A 24,984-nucleotide genomic window follows, 5' to 3' on the forward strand; every position below is an offset into this window, starting at 1 on the left:
CGGTTTTCCCGGTGGTCGCCGTCCTGCCGTCTCTGCCGTCGCCGCTCGAACCGCTGCCGTCGCTCACGGCTCAATCATGCCGCTTCGCTGACGCTTTCTTTGCGCCGGGCCGCGATCCGCTCCGGGGTGGGCCAGCGGACGTCGGTCGCCCAGCCGAGCTGCTCGCACCAGCGGATGATCCGGGCGCTGGAATCGACCTGGCCGCGCAGCACGCCGTGCCGGGCGGAGGTGGGGTCGGCGTGGTGGAGGTTGTGCCACGACTCGCCGCAGGAGAGCACGGCCAGCCACCACACGTTGCCGGAGCGGTCACGGGACTTGAACGGGCGCTTGCCGACCGCGTGGCAGATCGAGTTGATCGACCAGGTGACGTGGTGCAGCAGGGCCACTCGGACGAGCGAGCCCCAGAAGAACGCGGTGAAGGCGCCGTACCACGACATGGTGACGAGGCCGCCGATCACCGGCGGGATGAGCAGCGACAGCGTGGTGTACACCCAGAAGTCGCGGGAGATGCGGCGGATCGCCGGGTCCTTGATCAGGTCGGGCGCGTACTTCGCCTGCGAGGTCTGCTCCTCGTCGAAGAGCCACCCCATGTGCGCCCACCACAGGCCCTTCATCAGCGCGGGCAGCGTCTCGCCGTACCGCCACGGGCTGTGCGGGTCGCCCTCGGCGTCGCTGAACTTGTGGTGCCTGCGGTGGTCCGCGACCCAGCGCACGATCGGGCCCTCGACGGCCATCGAACCGGCGACCGCGAGCGCGATCCGCAGCGGCCGGTTGGCCTTGAAGGAGCCGTGGGTGAAGTACCGGTGGAAGCCGATCGTCACGCCGTGGCAGCCGAGATAGTACATGCCGATCATCAGGCCCAGATCCAGCCAGCTCATGCCGCGGCCCCAGGCAAGCGGAATGGCGGCGACCAGGGCCACGAAGGGAATGGTGATGAAGATCAGCAGGGCGATCTGCTCGATCGAGCGCTTGCTCTCGCCGCCACGGGTCGCGCTGGCCTGCGGATCTTGCTGTCCCGAGGGCCCGGGTTCCCGGGACTCGGTGATCACGTCCGTCTGTGTGGTCATGTGTGTCCCTTGCGGATGCGGAGGGGGCTGGATTGCGCCGGTCACGGTCGTAACTTACGGCTCCGTAAGTATTGCAGCGGTGCGCGACGTGCGACAGGACCACCTGGCGTGGCCCGCCAGGCGATCTCTTCCCCCAAGGCTGTACCCAGGATCGCCGTCGCGCCCACCCCCCGTCGTACGGCATGATGGTGAAGTCCAGCTCGGCCGGCCCGACAACGGGTCACGAACGCCGAGTTGATCCGCCGTGGTGTAATTGGCAGCACTGGGGCTTTTGGTGCCCTCTGTCCGGGTTCGAGTCCTGGCGGCGGAGCAGTGCGGGCAGTTCAGCGGAGGCTCCCGGCCAGGTCCGGCCGGGGCCGCCCGGTGCCCCCTCCACAACCCGTCGGTATCCTGCGGGTGTCCAGCACCCGAAGCCGAGGAGTCTCCGCCGTGAGCCCCAACCGTCCGGCTGCCGTCGTCATCCTCGCCGCGGGTGAGGGCACGCGCATGAAGTCGGCCACCCCCAAGGTCCTGCACGCGATCTGCGGCCGCACCCTGGTCGGCCATGTCGTGGCCGCCTCCCGCGATCTCGACCCCGAGCACCTCGTGGTGGTCGTCGGGCACGCCCGCGAGCAGGTCACCGCGCATCTGGCGGGCATCGACCCGCGGGCCCTCACCGCCGTGCAGCACGAGCAGAACGGCACCGGCCACGCGGTCCGCATCGGCCTGGCCGAGCTGGCCGGGCAGGGCGTCGTCCTGGACGGCACCGTGGTGGTGACCTACGGCGACACCCCGCTGCTCACCAGCGACACCCTGCACACCCTGGTCGGCGCGCACGAGACGGACGGCAACGCCGTGACCGTGCTCACCGCGCAGGTGCCCGACCCCACCGGCTACGGGCGGATCATCCGCGGCGCCGACGGCCAGGTCACCGCGATCGTGGAGCAGAAGGACGCCAGCGAGGAGCAGCGGGCGATCGCGGAGATCAACTCCGGGGTCTACGCCTTCGACGCCGCCCTGCTCGCCGACGCGCTCGGCAAGGTCACCACGGACAACTCGCAGGGCGAGGAGTACCTGACCGACACCCTGGCCATCCTGCGCGAGTCCGGCCACCGGGTCGGCGCGTTCGTCGCCGCCGACCACCGGGAGATCGCCGGGGTGAACAACCGGGTGCAGCTCGCCGAGGCCCGCCGGGTGCTCAACGACCGGCTGCTCACCCAGGCCATGCTGGACGGCGCGACCATCGTCGACCCCGCCTCGACCTGGGTGGACGTCTCCGTCACCTTCGAGCCGGACGCGGTGGTGCTCCCCAACACCCAGCTCCTCGGCGCCACCAGCGTCGCCGCGGGCGCCGAGGTCGGCCCCAACTGCACGCTCACCGACACGGTGGTCGGCGCGGGCGCCCGGGTCTCCAACACCGTCGCCGACCAGGCGGAGGTCGGCGAGGAGGCCACCGTGGGCCCGTACGCCTACCTGCGGCCCGGCGCCAGGCTCGGCCGCAAGGCCAAGGCCGGCACGTACGTCGAGATGAAGAACGCCTCCATCGGCGAGGGCACCAAGGTGCCGCACCTCAGCTACGTGGGTGACGCCACCATCGGCGACTACACCAACATCGGCGCCGCCAGCGTCTTCGTGAACTACGACGGCGAGGCCAAGCACCACACCACGATCGGCAGTTACTGCAAGACGGGCTCGGACAACATGTTCGTGGCCCCGGTGACGGTCGGGGACGGCGCCTACACCGCGGCCGGATCGGTGATCACCAAGGACGTGCCGTCCGGGTCGCTGGCCGTCGCCCGCGGGCAGCAGCGCAACATCGAGGGCTGGGTGGCGCGCAAGCGTCCCGGCAGCGCGGCGGCCCAGGCCGCCGAACGCGCCCAGCAGGGTGAGTGAGCGTCGTCTCATCGGCGGCCCCTGAGGTGCACAGGTGCGCCGGATGGGGCGTACCGTGTGTGGTGCACACAATTCCGCCAGCCCGCCGAACTCTGGGCGGCGCTGTGCCGAACACCAGTCGAAACACCAAGGAGACGGTGCAGTGACCGGGATCAAGACGACCGGCGAGAAGAAGCTGATGCTCTTCTCCGGCCGCGCCCACCCCGATCTGGCGGAGGCGGTGGCACACGAGCTCGAGGTCGAGCTGGTGCCCACCAAGGCTTTCGATTTCGCCAACGGCGAGATCTATGTGCGGTTCCAGGAGTCGGCGCGCGGCGCCGACTGCTTCCTGATCCAGAGCCACACCGCTCCGATCAACAAGTGGATCATGGAACAGCTCGTCATGCTCGACGCCCTGAAGCGGGCGTCGGCGCGGAGCATCACCGTGATCGTGCCGTTCTACGGCTACGCCCGGCAGGACAAGAAGCACCGCGGCCGGGAGCCGATCTCGGCCCGGCTGATGGCGGACCTGTTCAAGACCGCGGGCGCCGACCGTATCCTCACGGTCGACCTGCACACCGACCAGATCCAGGGCTTCTTCGACGGCCCGGTGGACCACCTGTTCGCGCTGCCGATACTGGCGGACTACGTGGGCGCCAAGGTGGACCGCGACAAGCTCACCATCGTCTCGCCGGACGCCGGCCGGGTCCGGGTCGCCGACCGCTGGTGCGACCGGCTGGGCGCGCCGCTGGCCATCGTCCACAAGCGCCGCGACCCCGATGTCGCCAACCAGGTGACCGTCCACGAGGTCGTCGGTGACGTCAAGGGCCGGGTCTGCGTACTGGTCGACGACATGATCGACACCGGCGGCACCATCTGCGCCGCCGCCGACGCGCTCTTCGCCAACGGCGCGGAGGACGTCATCGTCACCGCCACCCACGGGGTGCTCTCCGGCCCCGCCGCGGACCGGCTGAAGAACTCCAAGGTCAGCGAGTTCATCCTCACCGACACCCTGCCGACGCCCAGCGAGCTGGCGCTCGACAAGATCACGGTGCTCTCGATGGCGCCGCTGATCGCCAACGCGGTGCGCGAGGTGTTCGAGGACGGCTCGGTGACCAGCCTGTTCGACCACTGACGGTCGACCTCCCGCAAGATCGATTTCGTCCGCGGCCTCCCCGCCGGTTACGCTGTCCGCGTTGCTCGGCGAGGGAGGCCGCGGACGTCTTGCGTCCAGGCACTCCGTTATCGACGCGCTCCTCGTAATGTGGAACGGCCCGTCGTGGGTCGGGCGACCGTGAACACGCCAGTCGCCATCCCCGAGGAGTTGAGCCTCATGTCCGAGGTCAAGATCACCGCTGAGCTGCGCACCGAGTTCGGCAAGGGCGCCGCCCGCCGCACCCGCCGCGCCCACCTGGTCCCCGCCGTCATCTACGGTCACGGCGCCGACCCCAAGCACGTCTCCGTCCCCGGCCACGAGCTGCTCCTGGCGCTGCGCACCGCGAACGTGCTGATCTCCCTGGAGATCGACGGCAAGTCCGAGCTGGTCATCCCCAAGGCGGTCCAGCGTGACCCGCTGCGCGGCCACCTGGAGCACGTCGACCTGCTCTCCGTGAAGCGCGGCGAGAAGGTCACCGTCGAGATCCCGGTGCAGACCGAGGGCGAGCTGGCCCCCGGCGGCAACCTGCTGGAGCACGTGCTCAACACCCTGCCGGTCGAGGCCGAGGCCACCCACATCCCGACCGCCGTCACCGTCTCCGTCGAGGGCCTGGAGGCCGGCGCCTCCATCCTCGCCAAGGACATCGAGCTGCCCAAGGGCTCCACGCTGGCCACCGACGAGGACGCGGTCGTCATCCAGATCGTCGCGGCCCAGGTCGAGGCCGTCGAGGAGACCGAGGAGGAGGGCGAGGAGCCCGCCGCCGCCGTCGAGGACGCCGCCCCCGAGGCGTAGTCCGCGCACTCCGGCCGCCGTCGTACCCCTCGGGGTGCGGCGGCGGCCGTTTCCGCAGCCCGGCCGAGACGAGAGATGGCGATGACCGACAGCGAAGGACCCTGGCTGGTCGTGGGTCTGGGCAACCCGGGCCCCGAGTACGCGGGGAACCGGCACAACATCGGGTTCATGGTGGCCGACCTGCTCGCCGAGCGGATCGGCGGCAGGTTCAAGCGTGCCCAGAAGGCCCAGGCCCAGGTGGTCGAGGGCCGGATCGGCGCGCCGGGACCGGCGAACCAGCGGGTGGTGCTCGCCAAGCCGCAGTCGTACATGAACCTCTCCGGCGGTCCGGTCACCGCGCTGCGGGACTTCTACAAGGTGCCCACCGCGCGGATCATCGCGGTCCACGACGAGCTGGACATCGACTACGCCACCCTGCGGCTCAAACTCGGCGGCGGTGACAACGGACACAACGGCCTGAAATCGATCACCAAGTCACTGGGCCCCGACTATCTGCGGGTGCGGGCCGGGATCGGGCGCCCGCCAGGCCGGATGGACGTGGCGGCCTTCGTGCTCAAGGACTTCTCGTCCGGCGAGCGCAAGGAGCTGGACTGGTTCGTGGACCGGGCGGCCGACGCGGTCGAGGCGCTGGTCACCGAGGGTCTGGAGCGCGCGCAGAGCACGTACAACAGCTGACCGGCCGCAGGTTGACCGGACGGCAGGTAATGGCCAAAGATCGCCCGCATGGTCAAACGCAGCCGCTCCCGCCGGATAGCCGAGGGCACCTGGGGCCTGGTGCTGCTCGCCCGGGTGGTGGGCATGTCCGCGCTGATAGTGCTCCTGCTGGCGTCCGGCGCGTGGGACTCCTGGCGGACCGCGCACTTCGTGATGCTCACCAAGGGCCGTGAGCGCGGCACGATGACGCTGGTGAGCTGCGGCGAATCCACCTGCACCGGCCCCTTCGAGCCCCAGGGCTCGGCAACCGCCCGGCAGAAGGTCACCATCAGCCTGCCGATCCGCCGCCGCACCGGGCAGCGCGTGCCGGTCGCGGTCGAGCCGGGCACCGACAAGGTGGTGCGCGCCGGGTGGGGCGGCATCCTCTACGCCTGGGTGCCGCTGGGCGGCGCCCTGCTGCTGGCGGCCGTGGTGTTCGCCGGGGGCCTGCGGATGCGGCGTACGGCCTGGGGCGTGGCGGCGGCCGGGGCGGCGCTGCTGGCCGGGGCCTTCCTGATGCTGTGACCCCACATGGGGTGACCCGGGCATGAGCGGTACGGGGGCGGCCGCCGTCCAGCCGCCCCCGTGGTCCCGGGCATCCGGTCAGCCGGTCGGGCCGTCGGCCTTCAGCGGCGTCGGCTCCAGGAACTCCAGCCGGTTGCCCACCGGGTCCTCGGAGTAGAAGCGCTCGTGCCCCGGCAGGTCGTAGTCCCAGACGACCTTGGCGCCGTGCGACTCCAGTCTCTTGGCGTAGGCGTATATGCCGCTCACCCGGATGCCCGGATGGGCCTTGCGGGCCGGCCTGAAGTCCTGCTCGACGCCCAGGTGCAGCACGACGCCGCCCGCGCCGAACCAGCAGCCGCCGCGCGCCGCGAGCACCGGCGGCTTGGTCAGCTCGGTCATCCCCAGCACCCCGGTGTAGTACGCCCGCAGCTCGTCCTCGGCGCCCGGCGGGGCGGCGAGCTGGACATGGTCGAGAGCGGTGATCACGCGGCGGCCTCCTGGGCGGTGCGGGCGACGGCGAAGATCCGCCGGAAGGGGAAGACGGTGCCGTGCGGGCCGGAGGGGTACGCCTTGCGCAGCAGGTCGCGGTACTGGCCGACGAACTCCTGCACCGCCGCCCTGTCCTCGTCGAGCGCGGTGAGCACCGGCCGCAGCGCGGTGCCCTTGGTCCACTCCAGCACCGGGTCCTCGCCCTGCAGCAGCTGTACGTACGTCGACTCCCAGACGTCGGCGGCGCAGCCGAGGCCGGTGAGCCGCTCCAGGTAGTCGGCGGGGCTGAGGATGTGCACATAGCGGCGGCCGTGTCCGTCGAGCCGCGCGCGCCACCGCGGGGTGTCGCACAGCTCCGCGAGCAGGGCGTGGCTGGGCGCGGTGAAGTTGCCCGGCACCTGGAAGGCCAGGGTGCCGCCGGGGGTGAGGTGGTCGAGCCAGTCGGGGAAGCGCTCCGCGTGGCCGGGCACCCACTGGAGCGCGGCGTTGGAGACGATCAGGTCATAGGGCTCGTCGGGTGTCCAGTGGGCCGCGTCGGCGCGCCGGAAGTCCAGCTCGCCGCCGCCCGCAGTGGGTCCCGCGTACTCCGCCGCGGCGGCCAGCATCTCCCGTGAGCTGTCGAAGCCCGTGATCCGCGCGCCGGGCCAGCGGTCGGCGAGCAGCGCGGTGACGTTGCCGGGACCGCAGCCGATGTCGGCTATCCGCGGCGAGTCACCGCCGGGGAGGTCGGTTATCCGGGTGAGGAGGTCGAGGAAGGGGCGGGTGCGGTGGGTGGAGTGGCGGAGATACTGTTGCGGGTCCCACGTTGGTGCTGCGTGCATCGTCGTGCTCCCTGGCTCTGCGAATCCGCTGCCGAAGCGGAGGGCCGCGTTCAGCCCTCCCGTTGGATCTAGGTTCCTCCGGGATATATCTTGATGTCAAGAGACTTCATGTCGACAGACCTACTACACTGATCGGCATGGAGGACGAGGTCGACCGGCTGGTCGCTGCATGGCGCCGAGAGCGCCCCGACCTCGACGTGGAACCGCTGGAGGTGCTCAGCCGCGTCAGCAGGCTCGCCCGGCATCTTGACCGGGCCCGGCGGCTGGCGTTCTCCGAGCACAACCTGGAGCCCTGGGAGTTCGACGTCCTCACCTCGCTGCGGCGGGCGGGGGCGCCGTATCAGCTCTCCCCCGGCCAGTTGCTGACCCAGACCCTGGTCACCTCGGGCACCATGACCAACCGGATCGACCGGCTCGCGAAGAAAGGGCTGGTCGAGCGGCTGCCCGACCCCACCGACCGGCGCGGCGTCCTGGTCCGCCTCACCCCTGAGGGGCAGGACCGCGCCGACCAGGCGCTGGCCGGACTGCTCGCCCAGGAACGAGCGATCCTGGGCGAGCTGAGCACTCGTCAGCGTAGCGAACTGGCGGATCTGCTACGACAGTTGACCGCGCCTTTCGACAACGTCCCCGGCTGACGGCAGCAGTTCGACGGGACCGACGCCCGCCCGGCGGGCCAGCGCGACCGCGGCCAGCGTGGAGTGCACGCCCAACTTCCCCAGCACGTTCTGCATATGGGTGCGGACGGTGTGCGGCGACAGATACAGCCGCTCGGCGACCGCCTTACGGCCCAGGCCCGCGACCATGCAGCGCAGCACCTCCTGCTCGCGCGGCGTCAGCGACTCCACCAGCCGCTCGCTCTCGGTGCGGTGCCTGCGGGCCGCGGTCAGCTCCCGCAGCACTCCGGTGAGCAGCGCGGGCGGCAGATGCGTCTCGTCCCGCAGCACCCCGCGGACCACCGCGAGCAGCCGCGACAGCGAGCAGTCCTTGGCGACCCAGCCGGACGCCCCCGCCTGCAGCGCGCGGGCCGCGCGCCGGGCGTCGTCCCGCTCGGCGAGCACGACGGTACGGGTCCCGGGGTAGTCGGCGCGCACCCGCTCCACCAACGTCAGCCCGTCGACGACCGGTTCGGACTCGACCGGGATACGCGGCACCGCCGCCAGCGCGACCGGCGCGGCGGCCGGTGTGTGCGCCAGTTGCGCCACCTGCGGTGCCTGCGCCGCCCCCTGCGCGGCGAGCACCGGCGACGCCTGGCGCGGGCCGTCGCCGAGGTCGGCGTCGACCAGCAGTACGTCATAGCGCCGGTTGTCCGCCGCGGCGCGGTCGAGACAGCGCTGCGCGGCGGGGCCGCTGCCCGCGGCCGACACGTCGACATCCGGCTCCGCCGCGAGAGCGGCGGCGAGCGACTCGGCGAAGATGCGGTGATCATCGACGACGAGTACGCGAATTCGTCCCACGGCTACCACTCCCAGTGCAGGGCACTCCCCCAGTGGCGGGGCATCGCTCACATGGGATCCGGCACCCGGCCCGGGACCGCCGCCCCTCCCGGGTGCCGGACCCCCTGCGTCTCGCCCCCTGATGCACGCCGGCCCCCACCGGCGCTGCCAAAAGGTTAGGGGCGTCCGCCCGACATTGGTGCCGTCTTGCCGGAAGTTCCCTCTACTCGGATACGCCTGTGGCCTGCGTGACTCCAGCCCTCGATTCCCGGGCCCCGAAGGCCCCGGCGGCCGCCGTCACGACAGCCGGTGCGCGCCCCGGGAGGGGGTGGTGGCGAAGATACGGGCCGCGGGCAGGGCGGCGTTCAGAGTGGCGGTGAGGGCCGGGGCGGCGGCGGTGTCGGTCAGCACGATCGCCGAGCCGCCGAAGCCGCCGCCGGTCATCCGGGCGCCCAGGGCGCCGGAGGCGAGCGCGGTGTCCACCACGAGGTCGAGTTCGGGGCAGGAGATCCGGAAGTCGTCCCGGAGCGAGACGTGGCCCGCGGTGAGGACCGGGCCGATCTCCCGGGTGCGCCCGGCGTCGAGCAGCGCGATGACCTCCTCGACGCGGCGGTTCTCGGTGACGACGTGCCGGGTCAGCCGGCGCAGCCGGTCGTCCGGCAGCGCCCGCAGGGCGTCGTCAAGACCCGCGTAGGGGATGTCGCGCAGCGCGGGCAGCCCGAGCGCGGCGGCCGCGGCCTCGCAGCCCGCGCGCAGCTCCCCGTAGGCGCCGTCGGCGTGCGCGTGCTTGACCCGGGTGTCGACGACGAGCAGTTCCAGCCCCTCGGCGGCGAGGTCGAAGGGCACCTGCCGCTGGCCGAGGCCGCGCACGTCGAGGTGGAGGGCGTGGCCCTCGGTGCAGCAGGCGGAGGCGGTCTGGTCCATGACGCCGACGGGGGCGCCGACGTAGACGTTCTCCGAGCGCTGGCAGAGCAGGGCGAGTTCCTGGCGCGGCAGGTCGAGGCCGGCCAGTTCGGTGAGGGCCAGGGCGGTGACGACCTGGAGGGCGGCGGAGGACGACAGGCCGCCGCCGACCGGCACCGTGCTGTCGTAGTGGATGTCGGCGCCGCCGATGTCGTGCCCGGCCTCGCGCAGCGTCCACAGCACGGCGGCCGGGTAGGTCGCCCAGCCGCTCGCGGTGCCGGGCGCGAGGTCGGCGACCCGCAGCTCCACCACGCCGCCGTCCATCTCGGCGGAGTGCACGCGCAGCAGCCCGTCGTCGCGGCGGGCGACCGCCGCCCGCGTGCGGTGCGGCAGCGCGAACGGCATCACGTAGCCGTCGTTGTAGTCGGTGTGCTCGCCGATGAGGTTGACCCGGCCCGGAGCCGCCCAGGTCCCTTCCGGCGCGCGGCCGAAGACGTCCTTGAACGCTATCTCGAACGTCTCGAGCGCGGCATCGGTCATCGTCCGTCCTCCCCCTGCGTGACGTGGGTGTGCTGGGTGTTCTGGCTGTGCTGGGTGTCCTGTGCGAGTGACTGCGCGAAGTTCCAGGCGTCGCGGATGATCTCCGCGAGGTCGGTACGGGTGGGCTGCCAGCCCAGCCGCTGCCGGGCCCGCTCGGCCGAGGCGACCAGGACGGCCGGGTCGCCCGCCCGCCGCGGTTCGGTGCGGACCGGGATCGGGTGGCCGGTGACCTGCCGGGCGGCCTCGATGACCTGGCGGACCGAGAAGCCCTCGCCGTTGCCGAGATTGCAGATCAGGTGCTCGCCCGCCGTCGCCTTGTCCAGCGCCAGCAGATGGGCCTCGGCGAGGTCGGCGACATGGATGTAGTCGCGCAGGCAGGTGCCGTCGGGCGTCGGGTAGTCGTCGCCGAAGACGGAGATCGCCTCACGGCGGCCCTGCGCGACCTGGAGCACCAGCGGGATCAGGTGCGACTCGGGGTCGTGCCGCTCGCCCTGGACGCCGTGCGCGCCCGCCACGTTGAAGTAGCGCAGGCTCACCGCGGACAGGCCGTGCGCGGCGCACTCCCCGCTGATCATGTGGTCGACGGCGAGCTTCGTGGCGCCGTACGGGTTGGTGGGCGCGGTCGGCGCGTCCTCGGTGATGGGGACGGAGACCGGCTCGCCGTAGGTGGCCGCGGTGGAGGAGAAGACCAGGGTGCGCACGCCCGACGCCCGCATCGCGGCGAGCAGTTCGAGGGTGCCCGCCACATTGTTGCGCCAGTACTTCTCGGGGTTGGCGACCGACTCGCCGACCTGCGAGGAGGCGGCGAAGTGCAGCACCGCGTCATAGCTGCCGTCGAGCACCTTCGCCGCGTCCTGGATCCGGCCCTCGACGAACTCCGCGCCCTGCGGCACTCCGGCCCGGAAGCCGGTGGAGAGGTCGTCGAGCACGGTCACCCGGTGCCCGGCGGCCAGCAGACGCGCGGCCACCACCCCGCCGACATATCCGGCGCCACCGGTGACCAGGACCTTCTTGGGCTGAGTGCTCACGCGCTCGCTACCTCTCGCAGTCGCAACGCCGCGGCCTCCGGCGGCACGTCGTTGATGAACGCGCCCATTCCGGACTCGGAGCCCGCGAGGAACTTCAGCTTGCCCGATGTCCGCCGGATAGTGAAAAGCTCCAGGTGCAGCCCGAAGTCCCGGCGGTGCGGATCGTCGAAGGGCGCCTGGTGCCAGCCGGAGATGTACGGCGTCGGCGGCTGGTCGTCGCCGAAGATCCGGTCGAAGCGGCGCAGCAGTTCCAGGTAGATCTCCGGGAACTCGGCGCGGGCCTCCTCGTCGAGCCCGAGCAGGTCGGGCACCCGGCGGTGCGGGTAGAGGTGCACCTCGTACGGCCAGTGCGCCGAGTACGGCACGAAGGCCGTCCAGTGCTCGCCCGACAGCACGATCCGGCGGCCGTCGGCGCGCTCGTCGGCGAGGACGTCGTCGAAGAGGTTGCGGCCGGGGTTGCGCTCGGCGTACTGCCCGAGGGAGCGGAGCATCAGCGAGGTGCGCGGGGTGACGAAGGGGTAGGCGTAGATCTGGCCGTGCGGGTGGCCGAGCGTGACGCCTATCTCCTGGCCGCGGTTCTCGAAGGGGTAGACCTGCTGGACACCGGGGAGCTGCGAGAGCTCGCGGGTGCGGTCGGTCCAGGCGTCCAGGACGAGCCGGGCGCGGGCCGGGGTGAGCTGGGCGAAGGACGCGTCGTGGTCGGAGGTGAAGCAGACCACCTCGCAGCGGCCGCGGTCCCCGGTCAGCGACGGGAAGCGGTTCTCGAAGACCACGACCTCGTAGTCGGTGTCCGGGATCTCGCTGAGCCGTCCCTCACGCGACGGGCACAGCGGGCACTCGTCGGCGGGCGGGTGGTAGGTGCGTCCCTGGCGGTGCGAGGCGATGGCGACGGTGTCGCCCAGCAGCGGGTCCTCGCGCAGCTCGGAGTCGGTGGCGACGGGCTCCAGCGGACGGCGGTCGACGGCATCGCGGACCACCGCGTCGGCGGAGTCGTAGTAGATCAGCTCGCGGCCGTCCGCGAGCCGAGTCGTCGTCTTCTTCACCCTTGAGGCCCCTCATCACAAGCACTCAACAGAACCGCACACAATTAATCACAATGACACAGTGGCGTCAATGAGGTACGGACCATGAAGTTAGGGAAGGCCGAAAGGGGACGCAGAGCACCCAGGAGAGGCGTAACCAAACAAAGACGAACAGGGTGAGGGTTAAACGAACATCCGCGCGAGCACCGCCGCGAGCGCAGCCACGAGCACCGCCGCGGACGTCACCGCGGGGTCAGCCCTGTGCCGGGCCGCCCACCGCGCCGCCCACCGGGCCGCCGGCCGCCCGGTCCAGCAGGCCGGTACGGGCCGCGAGCGCCGCCGCCTCCAGCCGGGAGCCGACACCGAGCTTCATCAGCACGCGCTGCACATGGGTGCGCGCGGTGCTGGGCGCGATCCGCATCCCGGCGGCGATCAGCCGGGTGTCCTCGCCCTCGGCGACCCGTACCAGCACCTCGATCTCACGCGGGGTGAGGATCTCCAGCAGCCGCGCGCCCTCGTCGTCCGGCTGCCGCGCGGGGTTGAGCAGTTCGGCGAAGGCGCCCTGCAGCAACTGCTGGGCCACCGCGACCTCTCCGGCCCGCGCCTTGGCCATCGCGCGCTCCACGCCCTCGATCCGCTCGTCGTGGCGGACGTAACCGGACGCGCCCGCGGCGAACGCCGCCGCGATACCGCGCGGATCGGGCACCGGGCCGAGCACCACCACGGCCACCGCGGGCCGTTCGCGCTTGATGCGCGCCACCGCGTCGAAGGCCCCGGGCTCGGCGGGCTCCGCCGTGCCGTACAGGCACACCTCGGGCGACCTGCTCAGTACCAGTTCGGCCGCGCCCGCCGCGGGCGCCGCGGCGGCGAGCACCCGGTGCCCGCGCAGCTTCAGCGCCGACGCCAGTGCCTCGGCGAGCAGCCGGTGGTCGTCGACCACGACGAGCCGTACGCCCATGTCGGGTATCCCCTATCCCCCCAGGGAGCCGGATGCCCCCGGTCCCCCTCCCTACCCCAGTGCGCGAAGCTACACGCTCGCCATACCGCCCGCGCCCCCAATCGGCAGATCGTTCCGGTTATCGCGGAAACCCTGCGGATCGGGGGCGCGGGCGGTATGTACGGCGCGCTGTGCGGTGGTTCAGCCGAAGGACACCAGGTACGACTGGCTGTTGTCGGTGGCGTAGACGGTCCGGGTGGCCAGGTAGAAGTGGCCGTTGTGCCAGACCGGGTAGTTGCGCAGGCTCGAACCGTCCAGCCGGTCCTTCGAGGCGTCGTCGAAGGTCGCGTACGGCGCGATCTTGCCGGTCGCGGGGTCGATGGTGACCAGCGCGCCGCTGAGTTCGTAGTCGGCGGGCTCGTACGCCAGCAGCTTGCCGTCGGCGAAGTCCAGGCCGCTGATGTCGTGCTTGTCGGTCGGCTTGGCCACCCACTTCGGCTTGCCGTCGCTCAGGTTGAACGCCGCGATGCCCGCGGTGTTGCTCGCGCCGCCCGAACTGCGCAGCGTCAGATAGAGCGTGTCGCTGCTGACCAGGACGTTGTGCACGGCCTGCTTCTCCGTGCCGTCGTCACTGATGTCGTACTTGTCGGTGCCGAGCGAGACCCGGGACTGCAGCCTGCCCGCGTTGAGCGTCACCACGTCGGTGAAGGTGGCGTCGTCGCTGCCGAGCAGCACCACGACCGGGTCGGTGGAGACGATCGCGCTGACCTTGGTGCCGGCCGGCGCCTGCCACGACCACTTGGCCTTGCCGTTGTTCTCGGTGTCGAGGACCTGCACCTCGTACGACTTGTAGTCGCAGTTGACGACCGCCACGAACTGCTTGCCGCCCGCGTAGCCGTCGTCCTCGCAGTTGCCGTCGCCGGACTGCCACAGCACCTTCTGGGTGCTCAGGCGGTAGGCGATCGAGCCGCGCATCCAGTCGATGCCGACCGTGTCGCCGCTGATGGCCATCTCGGTGTAGTTGAAGTCGGGCTTGCCGGACGAGGAGGGCAGATTCGCCGTCCACGCCGGCTTGCCCTTGGCCATGTCGATGACCATGATCTGCTCGCAGTCGGCGCCGAACTGGATGGCCGCGAGGTTGTTGTACGAGTCGCGGGCCGCCGAGCAGTCGCCGCTGGAGGGGGCCGGGATGGTCCACGCCACGGCGCCGGTGCTCTGGTCGTAGCCGACGACCTTGTTGATCTCGTTCTTGACGACGTACTTGTCGGTGAACCAGATGCCGACGGTGTTCTTGAGGTTGTCCTTCTCCGCGACCGGGTCGGCGGGCTTGTCCCACTTGTAGGACAGCGTCGAACTGTGCGTCGGCTTCCCGGAGTTCTGCCCGCTGGCCAGCGGCTTGGGCTTCGGGTCGTCCCCGCCGCCGCCCTTGGTGGCCAGGTACACGCCGCCGCCGATGACCAGCACGGCCGCGACCACGCCCGCGATGATGCCCAGCGTCTTGTTGTTGTTCCGCGGCTGCCCGCCGGGACCGCCCGGCGCGACCTGGTAGGGCGGCGGGGTGCCGTACGGCTGCCCCGGAGCCTGCTGCGGGTAGCCGTACTGCGGCTGACCCTGCGGCATCTGCCCCTGGCCGTACGGCTGCTGGCCGCCGTAGCCCGGCGCGGGCGGGGGCGGCGGAGGCCCCTGCGGGGGGCCCTGCTGCGGGTACTGCTGCTGCGGGAAGGCCGCTTGGGTCGGCGCCTGCGCGTACGGGTTCTGCCCCGGCGGCACGGGCTGCGCGTACGGGTTCTCGCCGCTGGGCGCCGGGCCGGGTCCGGGCGCCTGGGCCGGATAGCCGTAACCCCCGCCGGGCGGAGGCGGCGGGTTTCCGGGCGGCGGCGGGGGCGGCTGCGACATCGCGGGTCCTTCGGGCACGGTGAAGCGGGAACAGGTGAACGGGAATTCTTTCTATCACCCGCCCCATCCGGCACTTCACGCCGCCGCTGGACCGTTACCGGGCCGCTACACGTCCTCCGCGAGCTCCAGCCACCGCAGTTCCAGTTCCTCGCGCTCGTCACGCAGCGCGCGCAACTCCGCGTCCAGCACGGCGACCTTCTCGAAGTCGGTGGCGTGGTCGGCGATGCTGGTGTGCAGCACGGCCTCCCGCTCGCCCACCTTGTCGAGCCGCCGCTCGATCCGCTGCAGCTCCTTCTTGGCGGCGCGGGTGTCGCCGACGGGCTTCTCCTTGGCCGGCGCCGGAGCGGGCGCGGCCGCCTCCGCGGCCTTGCGGCGGCGCTCCAGATACTCGTCGACGCCGCGCGGCAGCATCCGCAGAGTCGCGTCGCCGAGCAGCGCGAACACCCGGTCGGTGGTGCGCTCCAGGAAGTACCGGTCGTGGCTGATGACCACCATCGAACCGGGCCAGCCGTCGAGCAGGTCCTCCAGCTGGGTCAGCGTCTCGATGTCCAGGTCGTTGGTGGGCTCGTCGAGGAAGAGCACGTTCGGCTCGTCCATCAGCAGCCGCAGGATCTGCAGCCGGCGGCGCTCGCCACCGGACAGGTCGCCGACCGGCGTCCACTGCTTCTCCTTGGTGAAGCCGAACTTCTCGCAGAGCTGGCCCGCGGTCATCTCCCGGCCCTTGCCGAGGTCGACGCGCTGCCGCACCGACTCCACGGCCTGCAACACCCGCCACTGCGGGTCGAGTTCGGCGACCTCCTGGGACAGATACGCCAGCTTGACCGTGCGGCCGACGATCACCCGGCCGCCCGCGGGCTGCTTGTCGCCGTCGCTGGTGGCGGCGTCGGCGAGCGCCCGCAGCAGCGAGGTCTTGCCCGAGCCGTTCACCCCGACCAGGCCGACCCGGTCGCCGGGGCCGAGCTGCCAGGTGAGGTGCTTCAGCAGCACCTTCGGCCCGGCCTGGACGGTGACGTCCTCCAGGTCGAACACCGTCTTGCCGAGGCGGGAGTTGGCGAACTTCATCAGCTCGGCGGTGTCGCGCGGCGGCGGCACGTCGGCGATCAGTTCGTTGGCCGCCTCGATGCGGAAGCGGGGCTTGGAGGTGCGGGCGGGGGCGCCGCGGCGCAGCCACGCCAGCTCCTTGCGGACCAGGTTCTGCCGCTTGGTCTCCTCGGTGGCGGCGATCCGCTCCCGCTCGGCGCGCGCGAACACGTAGTCGCTGTAGCCGCCTTCGTACTCGTACACCGCGCCGCGCTGCACGTCCCACATGCGGGTGCACACCTGGTCGAGGAACCAGCGGTCGTGCGTGACGCAGACCAGCGCCGAGCGGCGGACCTGGAGGTGGCCCGCGAGCCAGGCGATGCCCTCGACGTCGAGGTGGTTGGTCGGCTCGTCGAGGATGAGCAGGTCCTGCTCCTCGATCAGCAGCTTCGCCAGCGCGATACGGCGGCGCTCGCCGCCGGACAGCGGGCCGATCACGGTGTCCAGGCCCTGCGGGAAGCCGGGCAGCTCCAGGCCGCCGAAGAGTCCGGTGAGCACGTCGCGGATCTTCGCGTCGCCCGCCCACTGGTGGTCGGCGCGGTCGCCGACGACCTCGTGCCGGACGGTCGCGGCCGGGTCCAGGCTGTCGTGCTGGGTCAGCACGCCCAGCCGCAGCCCGCTCTGGTGGGTGACGCGGCCGCTGTCGGGCTCCTCCAACCGGGCGAGCATCCGGATCAGCGTGGTCTTGCCGTCGCCGTTGCGGCCGACGACGCCGGTCCTGTCCCCCTCGGACACGCCGAGGGACACGCCGTCGAGCAGTGCCCGGGTGCCGTATGTCTTGCCGACGGCTTCGACGTTGACCAGGTTGACGGCCACTATGTGCTCTCCAAGCTGCGGGGTGTCGGTGTTCAGCGTAGTCCGGGCCGCCCGGGCCCCGGTCGGCCCGGCGGGGTCAGCGCCCCAGCACGGTGGCGCCCGGGGCGGGCGCGGTCGCGGGGCGGGCGGCGAGGCAGGTGGCGGACTCGGTGAGGGTGGTGGCGATCTTCGCCGCGGTGTCGGCGTCGGGCGCCAGGAAGGCGCAGGTGGGCCCTGAGCCGGAGACCAGGGCGGCGAGGGCGCCCGCGTCGGTGCCGGTGCGCAGGGTGGCGGCCAGCGCGGGCCGCAGCGAGAGCGCGGCGGCCTGCAGGTCGTTGCCGAGGGCCGCGGCCAGCGCGTGCGGGTCGCCGGTGCGCAGCGCCGCGAGCAGCGCGGGGTCGGCGGCCGGTACGGGGATGTCGTCGATGGTGTCGCCGGTCCCTGACTCCTGCCGCAGCCGGTCGCACTCGCGGTAGACGGCCGGGGTGGACAGCCCGCCGTCGGCGACGGCGAAGACCCAGTGGAAGGGGCCGCTCACCTCCAGCGGGGTGAGCAGCTCACCGCGCCCCTCCCCCAGCGCCGCCCCGCCGACCAGGCTGAACGGCACGTCGCTGCCCAGCTCGGCGCAGATCTCCAGCAGCGCGTCCCGAGGAGTGTCCAGGCCCCACAGCGCGTCGCAGGCCAGCAGCGCCGCCGCCGCGTCCGCGCTGCCGCCCGCCATGCCGCCCGCGACCGGGATGTCCTTGACGATGTGCAGATGGACGTCGGGCGCGATGCCGTGCCGCGCGGCGAGCGCGGCGGCGGCCCTGGCCGCCAGGTTCGTCGCGTCCAGCGGGATGTTCTCGGTGTCCCGGCCCTCGGCCGTGATCCGCAGTCCGTCCGCCGGGGCGGCCGTCACCTCGTCGTACAGCCCCACGGCGAGGAAGACGTTCGCCAGGTCGTGGAAGCCGTCCGGCCGCCGCCCGCCCACCGCGAGCTGCACGTTGACCTTCGCGGGCACGCGGACGGTGACCGCGCCGCTGGCGCGGCCGGCGTCGGATACGGGTGTCGCTGCGGCGGTCACGCGGGACTCCTCGGTGCGGGGGGTGGTGGATGCGGTGAGCGTACGGGCGGCGCGGACGATGGCTGCCGCCGGAGGGCGGCGGGCTTCGGGCGGGCGGACGACGGGCGAGGTTCGAGCGGGTGGGCTGCGGACGGGCGGGGCGGGCGGCGATTCGTGCGGTGCGGAGGTGGGCGGCTGCCCGCGATCAGCAGTCGGGCGAGAGGTCGTGGCGGGCGGAGGGGGCGGCAGGGCGGGCGGTTCCGCGGGCTTCCTGGGTCTTCGGTGCTTCCCGCGGGGACCGCGTCAGGCGGCTGGTCGGTGTTCGGCGATCGCCGCGAACTCCTCCACCGTCAGGGACTCGCCGCGGGCCTGCGGGGAGACGCCCGCGGCGAGCAGGGCGGCCTCGGCGGCGGGGGCGGAGCCCGCCCAGCCCGCCAGCGCCGCGCGCAGCGTCTTGCGGCGCTGGGCGAAGGCCGCGTCCACGGCGGCGAACACCTCGGCGCGGCTCGCGGTCGTCTTCGGCGGGTCGCGGCGGACCAGCGAGACCAGCCCGGAGTCGACGTTCGGCGCGGGCCAGAAGACGTTGCGGCCGATGGAGCCCGCGCGCTTGACCTCCGCGTACCAGTTCGCCTTCACCGACGGGACACCGTAGACCTTGTTGCCGGGCCGGGCGGCGAGCCGGTCGGCGACCTCGGCCTGCACCATGACCAGGGTGCGCTCGATGCTGGGGAAGGTGGCCAGCATGTGCAGCAGCACCGGTACGGCCACGTTGTACGGCAGATTCGCCACCAGGGCGGTGGGCGGCGGTCCCGGCAGCTCGTCGACGAGCATCGCGTCGCGGTGCACCAGCGCGAACCGGTCGGCGCGGGACGGCATCCGCGCCGCGACGGTGGCCGGGAGCGCGGCGGCGAGCACGTCGTCGATCTCGATCGCGGTGACCCGGTCCGCGGCCTCCAGCAGCGCGAGGGTGAGCGAGCCGAGCCCCGGCCCGACCTCGACGGCGGTGTCGTCGGGGCGGACGTCGGCGGTCCTGACGATCCGCCGCACGGTGTTCGCGTCGATGACGAAGTTCTGGCCGCGCTGCTTGGTCGGGCGTACGCCCAGAGCGGCGGCCAGCTCACGGATGTCGGCCGGTCCGAGCAGGGCGTCGGGATCTGTCGTACTCACACCCGCAAGGGTACGGGGGCGGCGGCCCCGCCCCCGCCGCCGCCGGGGCCCGGACGGTTCCCGGGGCGTGCCCTAGCCGTGCAGGCGGTGGCCGCAGGCGGGCCAGGGGTGGCTGCCGCTCCGGACGTACAGCTTCTTCGCGCGCATCGTCTGCTCGGCCGCCGGGGCGTCCTGGGGACGGCCGTGGCCCCCGAGGCTGTGCCAGGTGTGGCTGTCGAACTGGTAGAGCCCGCCGTACCTGCCGGTGGGGTCCACGGCGTGCGGGCGGCCGCCCGCCTCGCACTGGGCGAGGCCGTGCCAGTTGAGGTGGTCGGCGCTTCCGGCGGGGCCCCCGCCGCCCTGACCGCCGCCGAGGCTTCCGCCGTGACCGCCGTTGTCGGGCAGCGCCCTGGTGCCGACCCGGACGACCCGGTCGACCGGCGCCCGCTCCAGCTCGCTGCCGGTGATCGTGGCGCGCTGCCGTACGCCGTTGACCGTACGGAAGGAGTACGTGATCTTGCGCAGCCCCGTGCGGCCGGGGTTGACGACGGCCTGCGTGCCCGCCGCCAACGCGGGGTCGTGCTGGGTCACCGTGCGGTACGGGACCGGCTCGCGGTGGATCTCCTCCCGGCCGGTGATCCGCAGCACCGACAGCGTCTGGCCGTCGCGCGGGAAGCTGTCGGGGTCGACGGAGGTGGTGTCCTGGCCGGTCATCGTGACGCCCGCGTCGGCGACCGCCTGCCGGACCGTACCGGCGTTGGTGCGTACGGTGTGCTCCCGGCCGTCGGCCAGCACGGTGACCGTGCGCTCCGTGCGGACGTCGAGGAAGAGGCCGTGGCGGCCGATGGACGCGTCGCGCGAGGCGTTGAGATAGGCGCCGTCCGCCCGCACGCCGAGCAGGCTCAGCGCCTCGGCGACCGTCCTGCCGGTGGTCCAGATCCGCTGGTGGCGGCCGTCGAGGGTGAGGGAGAGCGGGCGCCCGTAGCGGACCGCCACCTCGTCACCGTCGTGCACGGGCTGGTCGGGGCGCGGCGCCACGATGTCGTGGGCGCCGACCGACACGCCCTGACGGCGCAGCACGCCGCCCACGTCGTCGGCGAAGGTGTGCACGGTGCGCGGCTGCCCGTCCACCGTGAGCTGCACCGCCTTGTCGGCCATCACGTACGCCCCGGTGCCGCCCGCCAGCACGGCGGCGACGAGTACCCGCGGCACCAGCCGGACGCCGGGCGTGTGCCCCGCGGCGGCCGGGGTGGCTCGGTGTGTGCCCTGCGCATTGCTCACGACGGCTCCACGGCTGCGGGGTCCGGTTTCGGCACCGGGAGCTTAACCGACACGGAGGGTCATCAAACGCACCCATGGAGTGACGGAGTGTCGTCCGCTCGGTGGCCTCAGTAGCCGAACACCTTGGCCGTGTTGGCGGCGATGGCCGCCGCGAGGGTGTCCTCGTCGATGCCGCGGGCGGCGGCCATCGCCCGCACGGTCACCGGGATGAGGTACGGCGCGTTGGGCCGTCCGCGGTAGGGGACGGGGGTGAGGAAGGGCGCGTCGGTCTCCACCAGAAGCCGGTCCAGCGGGGCGACGGCGACCGCGTCCCGCAGGTTCTGGGCGTTCTTGTAGCTGACGGTGCCCGCGAAGGAGAGGTAGTAGCCGTGCGCGGCGCACACCTCGGCCATCGCGGCGTCGCCGGAGTAGCAGTGGAAGACGACGGTGTCGGGCGCGCCCTCCTCGTCGAGGATGCGCAGCACGTCCTCGTGCGCCTCGCGGTCGTGGATGACCAGCGCCTTGCCGTGCCGCTTGGCGATCGCGATGTGGCGGCGGAAGGAGTACTGCTGCGCCTCCACGCCCTCGGGCCCGGTGCGGAAGTAGTCCAGGCCCGTCTCGCCGACACCGCGGACCTGGGGCAGGGCGGCGAGCGCGTCGATCTCGGCGAGGGCGGTGTCGAGGCCGGTGAGGCCCAGGGCGGGCTGCGGGCCCCCGTGGGAACCCGCCGCCGCGCCGTGCACGATGCGCGGCGCCTCGTTGGGGTGCAGGGCGACGGTGGCCCAGATCCGCTCGTACTCCGCGGCGGTCCTGGCGGCCCAGCGCGAGCCGGGCAGGTCGCAGCCGACCTGGATCAGCGTGTCGACACCCACGGCGGCAGCCTGGGCGAGGGCCTTCGACACGGTCGTGGACTGCATGTCGAGATGGGTGTGCGAGTCGGCGACGGGGACGCGCAGGGGCTCGGGCGCCGGCGGGGCGGACTTCTGACCAGCCGTGCCGTTCTTCGTGGGCATGGCCCCGATCTTAGGGACGCGGGGCCGCTCCGGGTTCAGACGGTGTCGGGCTCCCCGCGCCTGCGGTGCAGGAAGTGTGCCAGGGACCAGTGATGCGCACGGTGCGCTCCCCGGTCACCGCTGGGCACCGCCCACAGCGACGCGACGCCGGCCACCTGCCCCGAGCGCATGATCCGTACGTGGGTGCCGTCGCAGTTCGCGCAGGACGGGTGGGTGAGCGGGGACGGCACCTTCACGCCGTCCGCGAAGTAGGTGACGAACGGCTGGCCCTGCGGATCCACGTGGTGCTCGATCTCGTACGTCTGCTCCCAGCAGTGGCCGCAGTTCAGACAGGCGAAGGAGTACGCCTCCGTCACGTTGTTGCGACCGTTGCCCACCGCGCTGTCGCTTCCGATGGTCTCGCTCATGGCAGCTCCTACGTGCCCTCCGGACAAGGTGCCCGGAGCGGGACTTCCCACTACCAGCGAACGCCCCCTCACCGGATACCGCAGGAGAGGTATCCGACTCTTGAGCCAGATTTGGACTTTATGTGGGAGATGGCCGACCTTGCTTTGCCATGCACCAAGTTTAGGCCCGGTGACGCGCGTCACACCTTGGGAATGTCCCCGGTTTTCTTCGCCTCGACCACCGCGTCGAACACGTCCCGCTTGGGCAGGCCCGCGGCGGCGGCCACCGCCGCGATGGCCTCCTTGCGGCGCTCCCCCGCCTCCTCGCGGGCCAGCACCCGCCGTACCAGCTCCGCCGGGTCCAGATCGGCCGGGCCGGGCTCGGGAGCGCCCTCGACCACCACCGTGATCTCGCCGCGCACCCCGTCGGCCGCCCAGCGCGCCAGCTCCGCCAGCGGGCCCCGCTTCACCTCTTCGTACGTCTTGGTCAGCTCGCGGCACACCGCGGCGCGCCGCTCGGCGCCGAAGACCTCGGCCATCGCCGCCAGCGTGTCGTCGATCCGGTGCGGCGCCTCGAAGTACACCAGCGTCCTGCGGTCCCCGGCGACCTCCCGCAGCCGGGCCGTCCGCTCGCCCGCCTTCCGCGGCAGGAACCCCTCGAAGCAGAACCGGTCCACCGGCAGGCCCGACAGCGCCAGCGCGGTCAGCACCGCGGACGGCCCCGGCACCGCCGTCACCCTGATCCCCCGCTCCACCGCGGCCGCGACCAGCCGGTATCCGGGGTCCGACACCGACGGCATCCCCGCGTCCGTCACCAGCACCACCCGCGCGCCGCCCTCCAGCGCCTCCACCAGCTCCGGCGTCCGCGCCCCCTCGTTCCCCTCGAAGTACGACACCACCCGCCCCCCGGGCTGCACCCCCAACGCCTGCGCCAACCGCCTGAACCGCCGCGTGTCCTCCGCCGCGATCACATCCGCCCCCTCCAGCTCCCCCCTCAACCTCGGCGGCGCATCCTCCACCTCCCCGATAGGAGTCCCGGCCAACACGAGTACGCCTGCGGCTGCGCTATTCACTCCCCCAGCTTCCCACCCACCCGCCCTCTCACCTCAATCCCGGCGGGGGCTTGCCTTCGCCCCACACGCCGGCGGGGCTGGAATGGGCGGCCAGAAGCAAGAATCAGCCCGTCCGGCGATGGAGGACAGGACGGAGGGGGCCAGGAATCGTGGACAAACCCGGGCGGGGAGGGCCGACCTCATCGCATTCTCAGGGGGTTTCCCTACGATGGGCCGGTGACGAGTGAGACCGCGATGGCGGACCGGGCCGATCTGAGTGTTCGGGTGGAGGCGGAGCCGAGCCCTTGGGCGCGTCGGCTGCGCCGGTTCGGCTATACCGAGCGGCCCAGGACCGACACCCGCGAGAAGCTGGTTCCGCCGTTCCCGGAGCCGGGGACGAGGCTGTGGGAGACCATGGGCCTGGGCCCGGTGTGGTCCCGGCGCGTGGCCCGCTGGACCGGCTGGCTCGGCCCCCTCCTGGTGGCCTTCTTCGCGGGAGCGCTCCGCTTCTGGCACCTGGGCAAGCCCCGCGACGTCGTCTTCGACGAGACGTACTACGCCAAGGACGCCTGGTCCCTGCTGAAGCTCGGCTACGAGGGCACCTGGCCCGACGGCAAGATCGCCAACGCCGACATCCTGGCCAAGCACCAGACGATCCCGCTCTCCGACGCGCCCGGCTACGTCGTGCACCCGCCGATGGGCAAATGGGTGATCGCGTTCGGCGAGTGGATCTTCAAGCTGACCCCGTTCGGCTGGCGCTTCTCCGTCGCGCTGCTCGGCACCCTGTCGGTGCTGATGCTCTGCCGCATCGGCCGCCGCCTGTTCCGCTCGACGACCCTCGGCTGCGTCGCGGGCCTGCTGCTCGCCGTCGACGGCCTGCACTTCGTGATGAGCCGGATCGCCCTGCTCGACCTCGTCATCTCCTTCTTCGCGCTCGCCGCGTTCGGCTGCCTCCTGGTCGACCGCGACCACTCACGGGCCCGGCTGGCCGCCGCGCTGCCCGTCGACGAACACGGCTTCGCCGGGCCCGACCAGCGCACCGGCGACCGCGCGGGCATGGGCTGGCGCCCCTGGCGTATCGCCGCGGCGGTCTGCCTGGGTCTGGCCGCCGCGAGCAAGTGGAACGGCCTGTACTTCCTCGCCGTCTTCGGCGTGATGACGGTGATGTGGGACGTCGGCTCCCGCCGCCTCGCCGGCGCCCGCCGCCCGTACCTCGCGGTGCTCCGCAAGGACGTCGGCTGGACGGCGCTGACCCTGATCCCGGTCGCCCTGGTGACGTATCTCGCCACCTGGACCGGCTGGTTCGTCTCCGACAAGGCGTACGGACGGCACTGGGCCGACGGCCGCGGCGGCACCTGGTCGTGGATCCCGGCGCCGCTGCGCAGCCTGTGGCACTACGAGGTGCAGGTCTACGACTTCAACGTCACTCTGCACACCCCGCACCCGTACCAGTCGAACCCCTGGAGCTGGCTGGTACTCGGCCGCCCGGTGTCGTACTACTTCAACTCGCCCAAGAACGGCGAGGCGGGCTGCCACACCGCGAGCGGCTGCTCGCAGGAGATCATCGCGCTGGGCACCCCGCTGCTGTGGTGGTCGGCGTGCTTCGCGCTGGTCTACCTGATCTACCGGTGGGCGATGCGCCGCGACTGGCGGGCGGGCGCCATCCTCTGCGCGACCGGCGCCGGCTACCTCCCGTGGTTCCTCTACCAGGACCGCACGATCTTCTTCTTCTACGCCGTCGCCTTCGTGCCCTACCTGTGCCTGGCCGTCGCGATGATGGTCGGCGCTTTCCTCGGCCCACCCGGCGCGAGCGAGGGACGCCGGATGTGGGGCGCGGTCGGCGGCGGCACCCTTGTGCTCCTCATCATCTGGAACTTCATCTATTTCTTCCCTATTTACACGGGAATGACGATTCCTTACAGCGGCTGGCAGGCCAGAATGTGGTTCGACTCCTGGGTCTGACGGGCCGGTTTCAGTACAAAGCCGTGCCCGGACCGAGACCTTCACCCCTTGGGGCGTCGCGTAAAGTGCGACGCTGAAGCGCGTTCTTTTGAACGCGTTCAAGGGGAGGGGAGTCA

At 72.2% G+C, this 24,984-nt stretch carries 23 protein-coding genes and 1 tRNA gene; 8 read left to right on the forward strand and 16 right to left on the reverse strand.

Features of this window, described 5'->3' with window-relative positions:
• Positions 1 to 74: 74 nt before the first annotated feature.
• The gene (locus AB0M29_RS11395) at positions 75 to 1,067 is read right to left on the reverse strand and encodes a fatty acid desaturase (protein WP_365381973.1); all 993 of its coding nucleotides are present in this window, start codon (positions 1,065 to 1,067) and stop codon (positions 75 to 77) included.
• A gap of 238 nt (positions 1,068 to 1,305) precedes the next feature.
• Between AB0M29_RS11395 and AB0M29_RS11400 the strand changes: the two genes are divergently transcribed.
• The 6 genes from AB0M29_RS11400 (at position 1,306) to AB0M29_RS11425 (ending at position 6,084) form a co-directional block, all read left to right on the forward strand.
• Positions 1,306 to 1,377, forward strand: a tRNA-Gln gene (locus tag AB0M29_RS11400).
• A 119-nt stretch (positions 1,378 to 1,496) separates the two neighbouring features.
• A complete protein-coding gene (gene glmU, locus AB0M29_RS11405) occupies positions 1,497 to 2,939 on the forward strand; it encodes a bifunctional UDP-N-acetylglucosamine diphosphorylase/glucosamine-1-phosphate N-acetyltransferase GlmU (protein WP_365381974.1) in 1,443 nt (480 codons plus the stop codon).
• Between the two features lie 142 nt (positions 2,940 to 3,081).
• A complete protein-coding gene (locus tag AB0M29_RS11410) occupies positions 3,082 to 4,053 on the forward strand; it encodes a ribose-phosphate diphosphokinase (protein WP_365381975.1) in 972 nt (323 codons plus the stop codon).
• Positions 4,054 to 4,251: 198 nt separating this feature from the next.
• Complete coding sequence (locus AB0M29_RS11415; protein ID WP_365381976.1) at positions 4,252 to 4,866, forward strand: 50S ribosomal protein L25/general stress protein Ctc; 615 nt, start codon at positions 4,252 to 4,254, stop codon at positions 4,864 to 4,866.
• Positions 4,867 to 4,947: 81 nt separating this feature from the next.
• Positions 4,948 to 5,541: an aminoacyl-tRNA hydrolase gene (gene pth, locus AB0M29_RS11420; protein WP_365381977.1), complete on the forward strand. Its 594-nt coding sequence runs from the start codon at positions 4,948 to 4,950 to the stop codon at positions 5,539 to 5,541.
• 48 nt (positions 5,542 to 5,589) lie between these two features.
• Entirely contained in the window at positions 5,590 to 6,084 is a 495-nt protein-coding gene (locus tag AB0M29_RS11425; protein WP_365381978.1) for a hypothetical protein, read from the forward strand.
• Between the two features lie 78 nt (positions 6,085 to 6,162).
• Here AB0M29_RS11425 and AB0M29_RS11430 read toward each other — a convergent pair whose 3' ends face one another.
• Both AB0M29_RS11430 and AB0M29_RS11435 read right to left on the reverse strand, forming a co-directional pair.
• Positions 6,163 to 6,549, reverse strand: coding sequence for a VOC family protein (locus AB0M29_RS11430; RefSeq protein WP_365381979.1), 387 nt, complete (start codon positions 6,547 to 6,549; stop codon positions 6,163 to 6,165).
• Positions 6,546 to 7,373 (reverse strand): trans-aconitate 2-methyltransferase, encoded by an 828-nt coding sequence (locus tag AB0M29_RS11435; protein ID WP_365381980.1) that lies wholly within the window; start codon positions 7,371 to 7,373, stop codon positions 6,546 to 6,548. The genes AB0M29_RS11430 and AB0M29_RS11435 overlap by 4 nt, the downstream gene beginning before the upstream one ends.
• A 137-nt stretch (positions 7,374 to 7,510) precedes the next feature.
• Here AB0M29_RS11435 and AB0M29_RS11440 point away from each other — a divergent pair, with 137 nt between their 5' ends.
• Positions 7,511 to 8,008, forward strand: a complete 498-nt coding sequence (locus tag AB0M29_RS11440; protein WP_365381981.1) for a MarR family transcriptional regulator — start codon at positions 7,511 to 7,513, stop codon at positions 8,006 to 8,008.
• Here AB0M29_RS11440 and AB0M29_RS11445 read toward each other — a convergent pair.
• From AB0M29_RS11445 to rsmI, 13 genes are all read right to left on the reverse strand, one after another.
• The gene (locus AB0M29_RS11445; protein WP_365381982.1) at positions 7,967 to 8,827 is read right to left on the reverse strand and encodes a response regulator transcription factor; all 861 of its coding nucleotides are present in this window, start codon (positions 8,825 to 8,827) and stop codon (positions 7,967 to 7,969) included. The genes AB0M29_RS11440 and AB0M29_RS11445 overlap by 42 nt on opposite strands.
• A 276-nt stretch (positions 8,828 to 9,103) precedes the next feature.
• Positions 9,104 to 10,249 (reverse strand): galactokinase, encoded by a 1,146-nt coding sequence (gene galK, locus AB0M29_RS11450; RefSeq protein ID WP_365381983.1) that lies wholly within the window; start codon positions 10,247 to 10,249, stop codon positions 9,104 to 9,106.
• On the reverse strand, positions 10,246 to 11,277 hold the full coding sequence (galE, locus tag AB0M29_RS11455) for a UDP-glucose 4-epimerase GalE (RefSeq protein WP_365381984.1): 1,032 nt from the start codon (positions 11,275 to 11,277) through the stop codon (positions 10,246 to 10,248). The genes galK and galE overlap by 4 nt, the downstream gene beginning before the upstream one ends.
• The gene (galT, locus tag AB0M29_RS11460; RefSeq protein ID WP_365381985.1) at positions 11,274 to 12,320 is read right to left on the reverse strand and encodes a galactose-1-phosphate uridylyltransferase; all 1,047 of its coding nucleotides are present in this window, start codon (positions 12,318 to 12,320) and stop codon (positions 11,274 to 11,276) included. The genes galE and galT overlap by 4 nt, the downstream gene beginning before the upstream one ends.
• A 232-nt stretch (positions 12,321 to 12,552) precedes the next feature.
• Complete coding sequence (locus AB0M29_RS11465; protein ID WP_365381986.1) at positions 12,553 to 13,257, reverse strand: LuxR C-terminal-related transcriptional regulator; 705 nt, start codon at positions 13,255 to 13,257, stop codon at positions 12,553 to 12,555.
• A 180-nt stretch (positions 13,258 to 13,437) separates the two neighbouring features.
• Positions 13,438 to 15,132, reverse strand: a complete 1,695-nt coding sequence (locus AB0M29_RS11470) for a PQQ-binding-like beta-propeller repeat protein (protein WP_365381987.1) — start codon at positions 15,130 to 15,132, stop codon at positions 13,438 to 13,440.
• A gap of 105 nt (positions 15,133 to 15,237) precedes the next feature.
• Positions 15,238 to 17,028: an ABC-F family ATP-binding cassette domain-containing protein gene (locus AB0M29_RS11475; protein ID WP_365381988.1), complete on the reverse strand. Its 1,791-nt coding sequence runs from the start codon at positions 17,026 to 17,028 to the stop codon at positions 15,238 to 15,240.
• 76 nt (positions 17,029 to 17,104) lie between these two features.
• A complete protein-coding gene (locus AB0M29_RS11480; RefSeq protein WP_365381989.1) occupies positions 17,105 to 18,070 on the reverse strand; it encodes a 4-(cytidine 5'-diphospho)-2-C-methyl-D-erythritol kinase in 966 nt (321 codons plus the stop codon).
• Positions 18,071 to 18,352: 282 nt separating this feature from the next.
• Entirely contained in the window at positions 18,353 to 19,216 is an 864-nt protein-coding gene (gene rsmA / locus AB0M29_RS11485; RefSeq protein ID WP_365381990.1) for a 16S rRNA (adenine(1518)-N(6)/adenine(1519)-N(6))-dimethyltransferase RsmA, read from the reverse strand.
• A 72-nt stretch (positions 19,217 to 19,288) separates the two neighbouring features.
• Positions 19,289 to 20,476, reverse strand: a complete 1,188-nt coding sequence (locus AB0M29_RS11490; RefSeq protein ID WP_365381991.1) for a ubiquitin-like domain-containing protein — start codon at positions 20,474 to 20,476, stop codon at positions 19,289 to 19,291.
• A 107-nt stretch (positions 20,477 to 20,583) separates the two neighbouring features.
• Positions 20,584 to 21,468 carry a TatD family hydrolase gene (locus tag AB0M29_RS11495; RefSeq protein WP_365381992.1) on the reverse strand — a complete coding sequence of 295 codons (885 nt, stop codon included), beginning with the start codon at positions 21,466 to 21,468 and terminating at the stop codon, positions 20,584 to 20,586.
• Between the two features lie 35 nt (positions 21,469 to 21,503).
• On the reverse strand, positions 21,504 to 21,875 hold the full coding sequence (locus AB0M29_RS11500; RefSeq protein ID WP_365381993.1) for a hypothetical protein: 372 nt from the start codon (positions 21,873 to 21,875) through the stop codon (positions 21,504 to 21,506).
• Positions 21,876 to 22,054: 179 nt separating this feature from the next.
• Positions 22,055 to 22,927: a 16S rRNA (cytidine(1402)-2'-O)-methyltransferase gene (gene rsmI, locus AB0M29_RS11505; protein ID WP_365381994.1), complete on the reverse strand. Its 873-nt coding sequence runs from the start codon at positions 22,925 to 22,927 to the stop codon at positions 22,055 to 22,057.
• Between the two features lie 234 nt (positions 22,928 to 23,161).
• Between rsmI and AB0M29_RS11510 the strand changes: the two genes are divergently transcribed.
• Positions 23,162 to 24,868 carry a phospholipid carrier-dependent glycosyltransferase gene (locus tag AB0M29_RS11510; RefSeq protein WP_365382159.1) on the forward strand — a complete coding sequence of 569 codons (1,707 nt, stop codon included), beginning with the start codon at positions 23,162 to 23,164 and terminating at the stop codon, positions 24,866 to 24,868.
• Positions 24,869 to 24,984: the final 116 nt, after the last annotated feature.

Source organism: Streptomyces sp. NPDC051976, assembly GCF_040680795.1.
Taxonomy (GTDB): Bacteria; Actinomycetota; Actinomycetes; order Streptomycetales; family Streptomycetaceae; genus Actinacidiphila.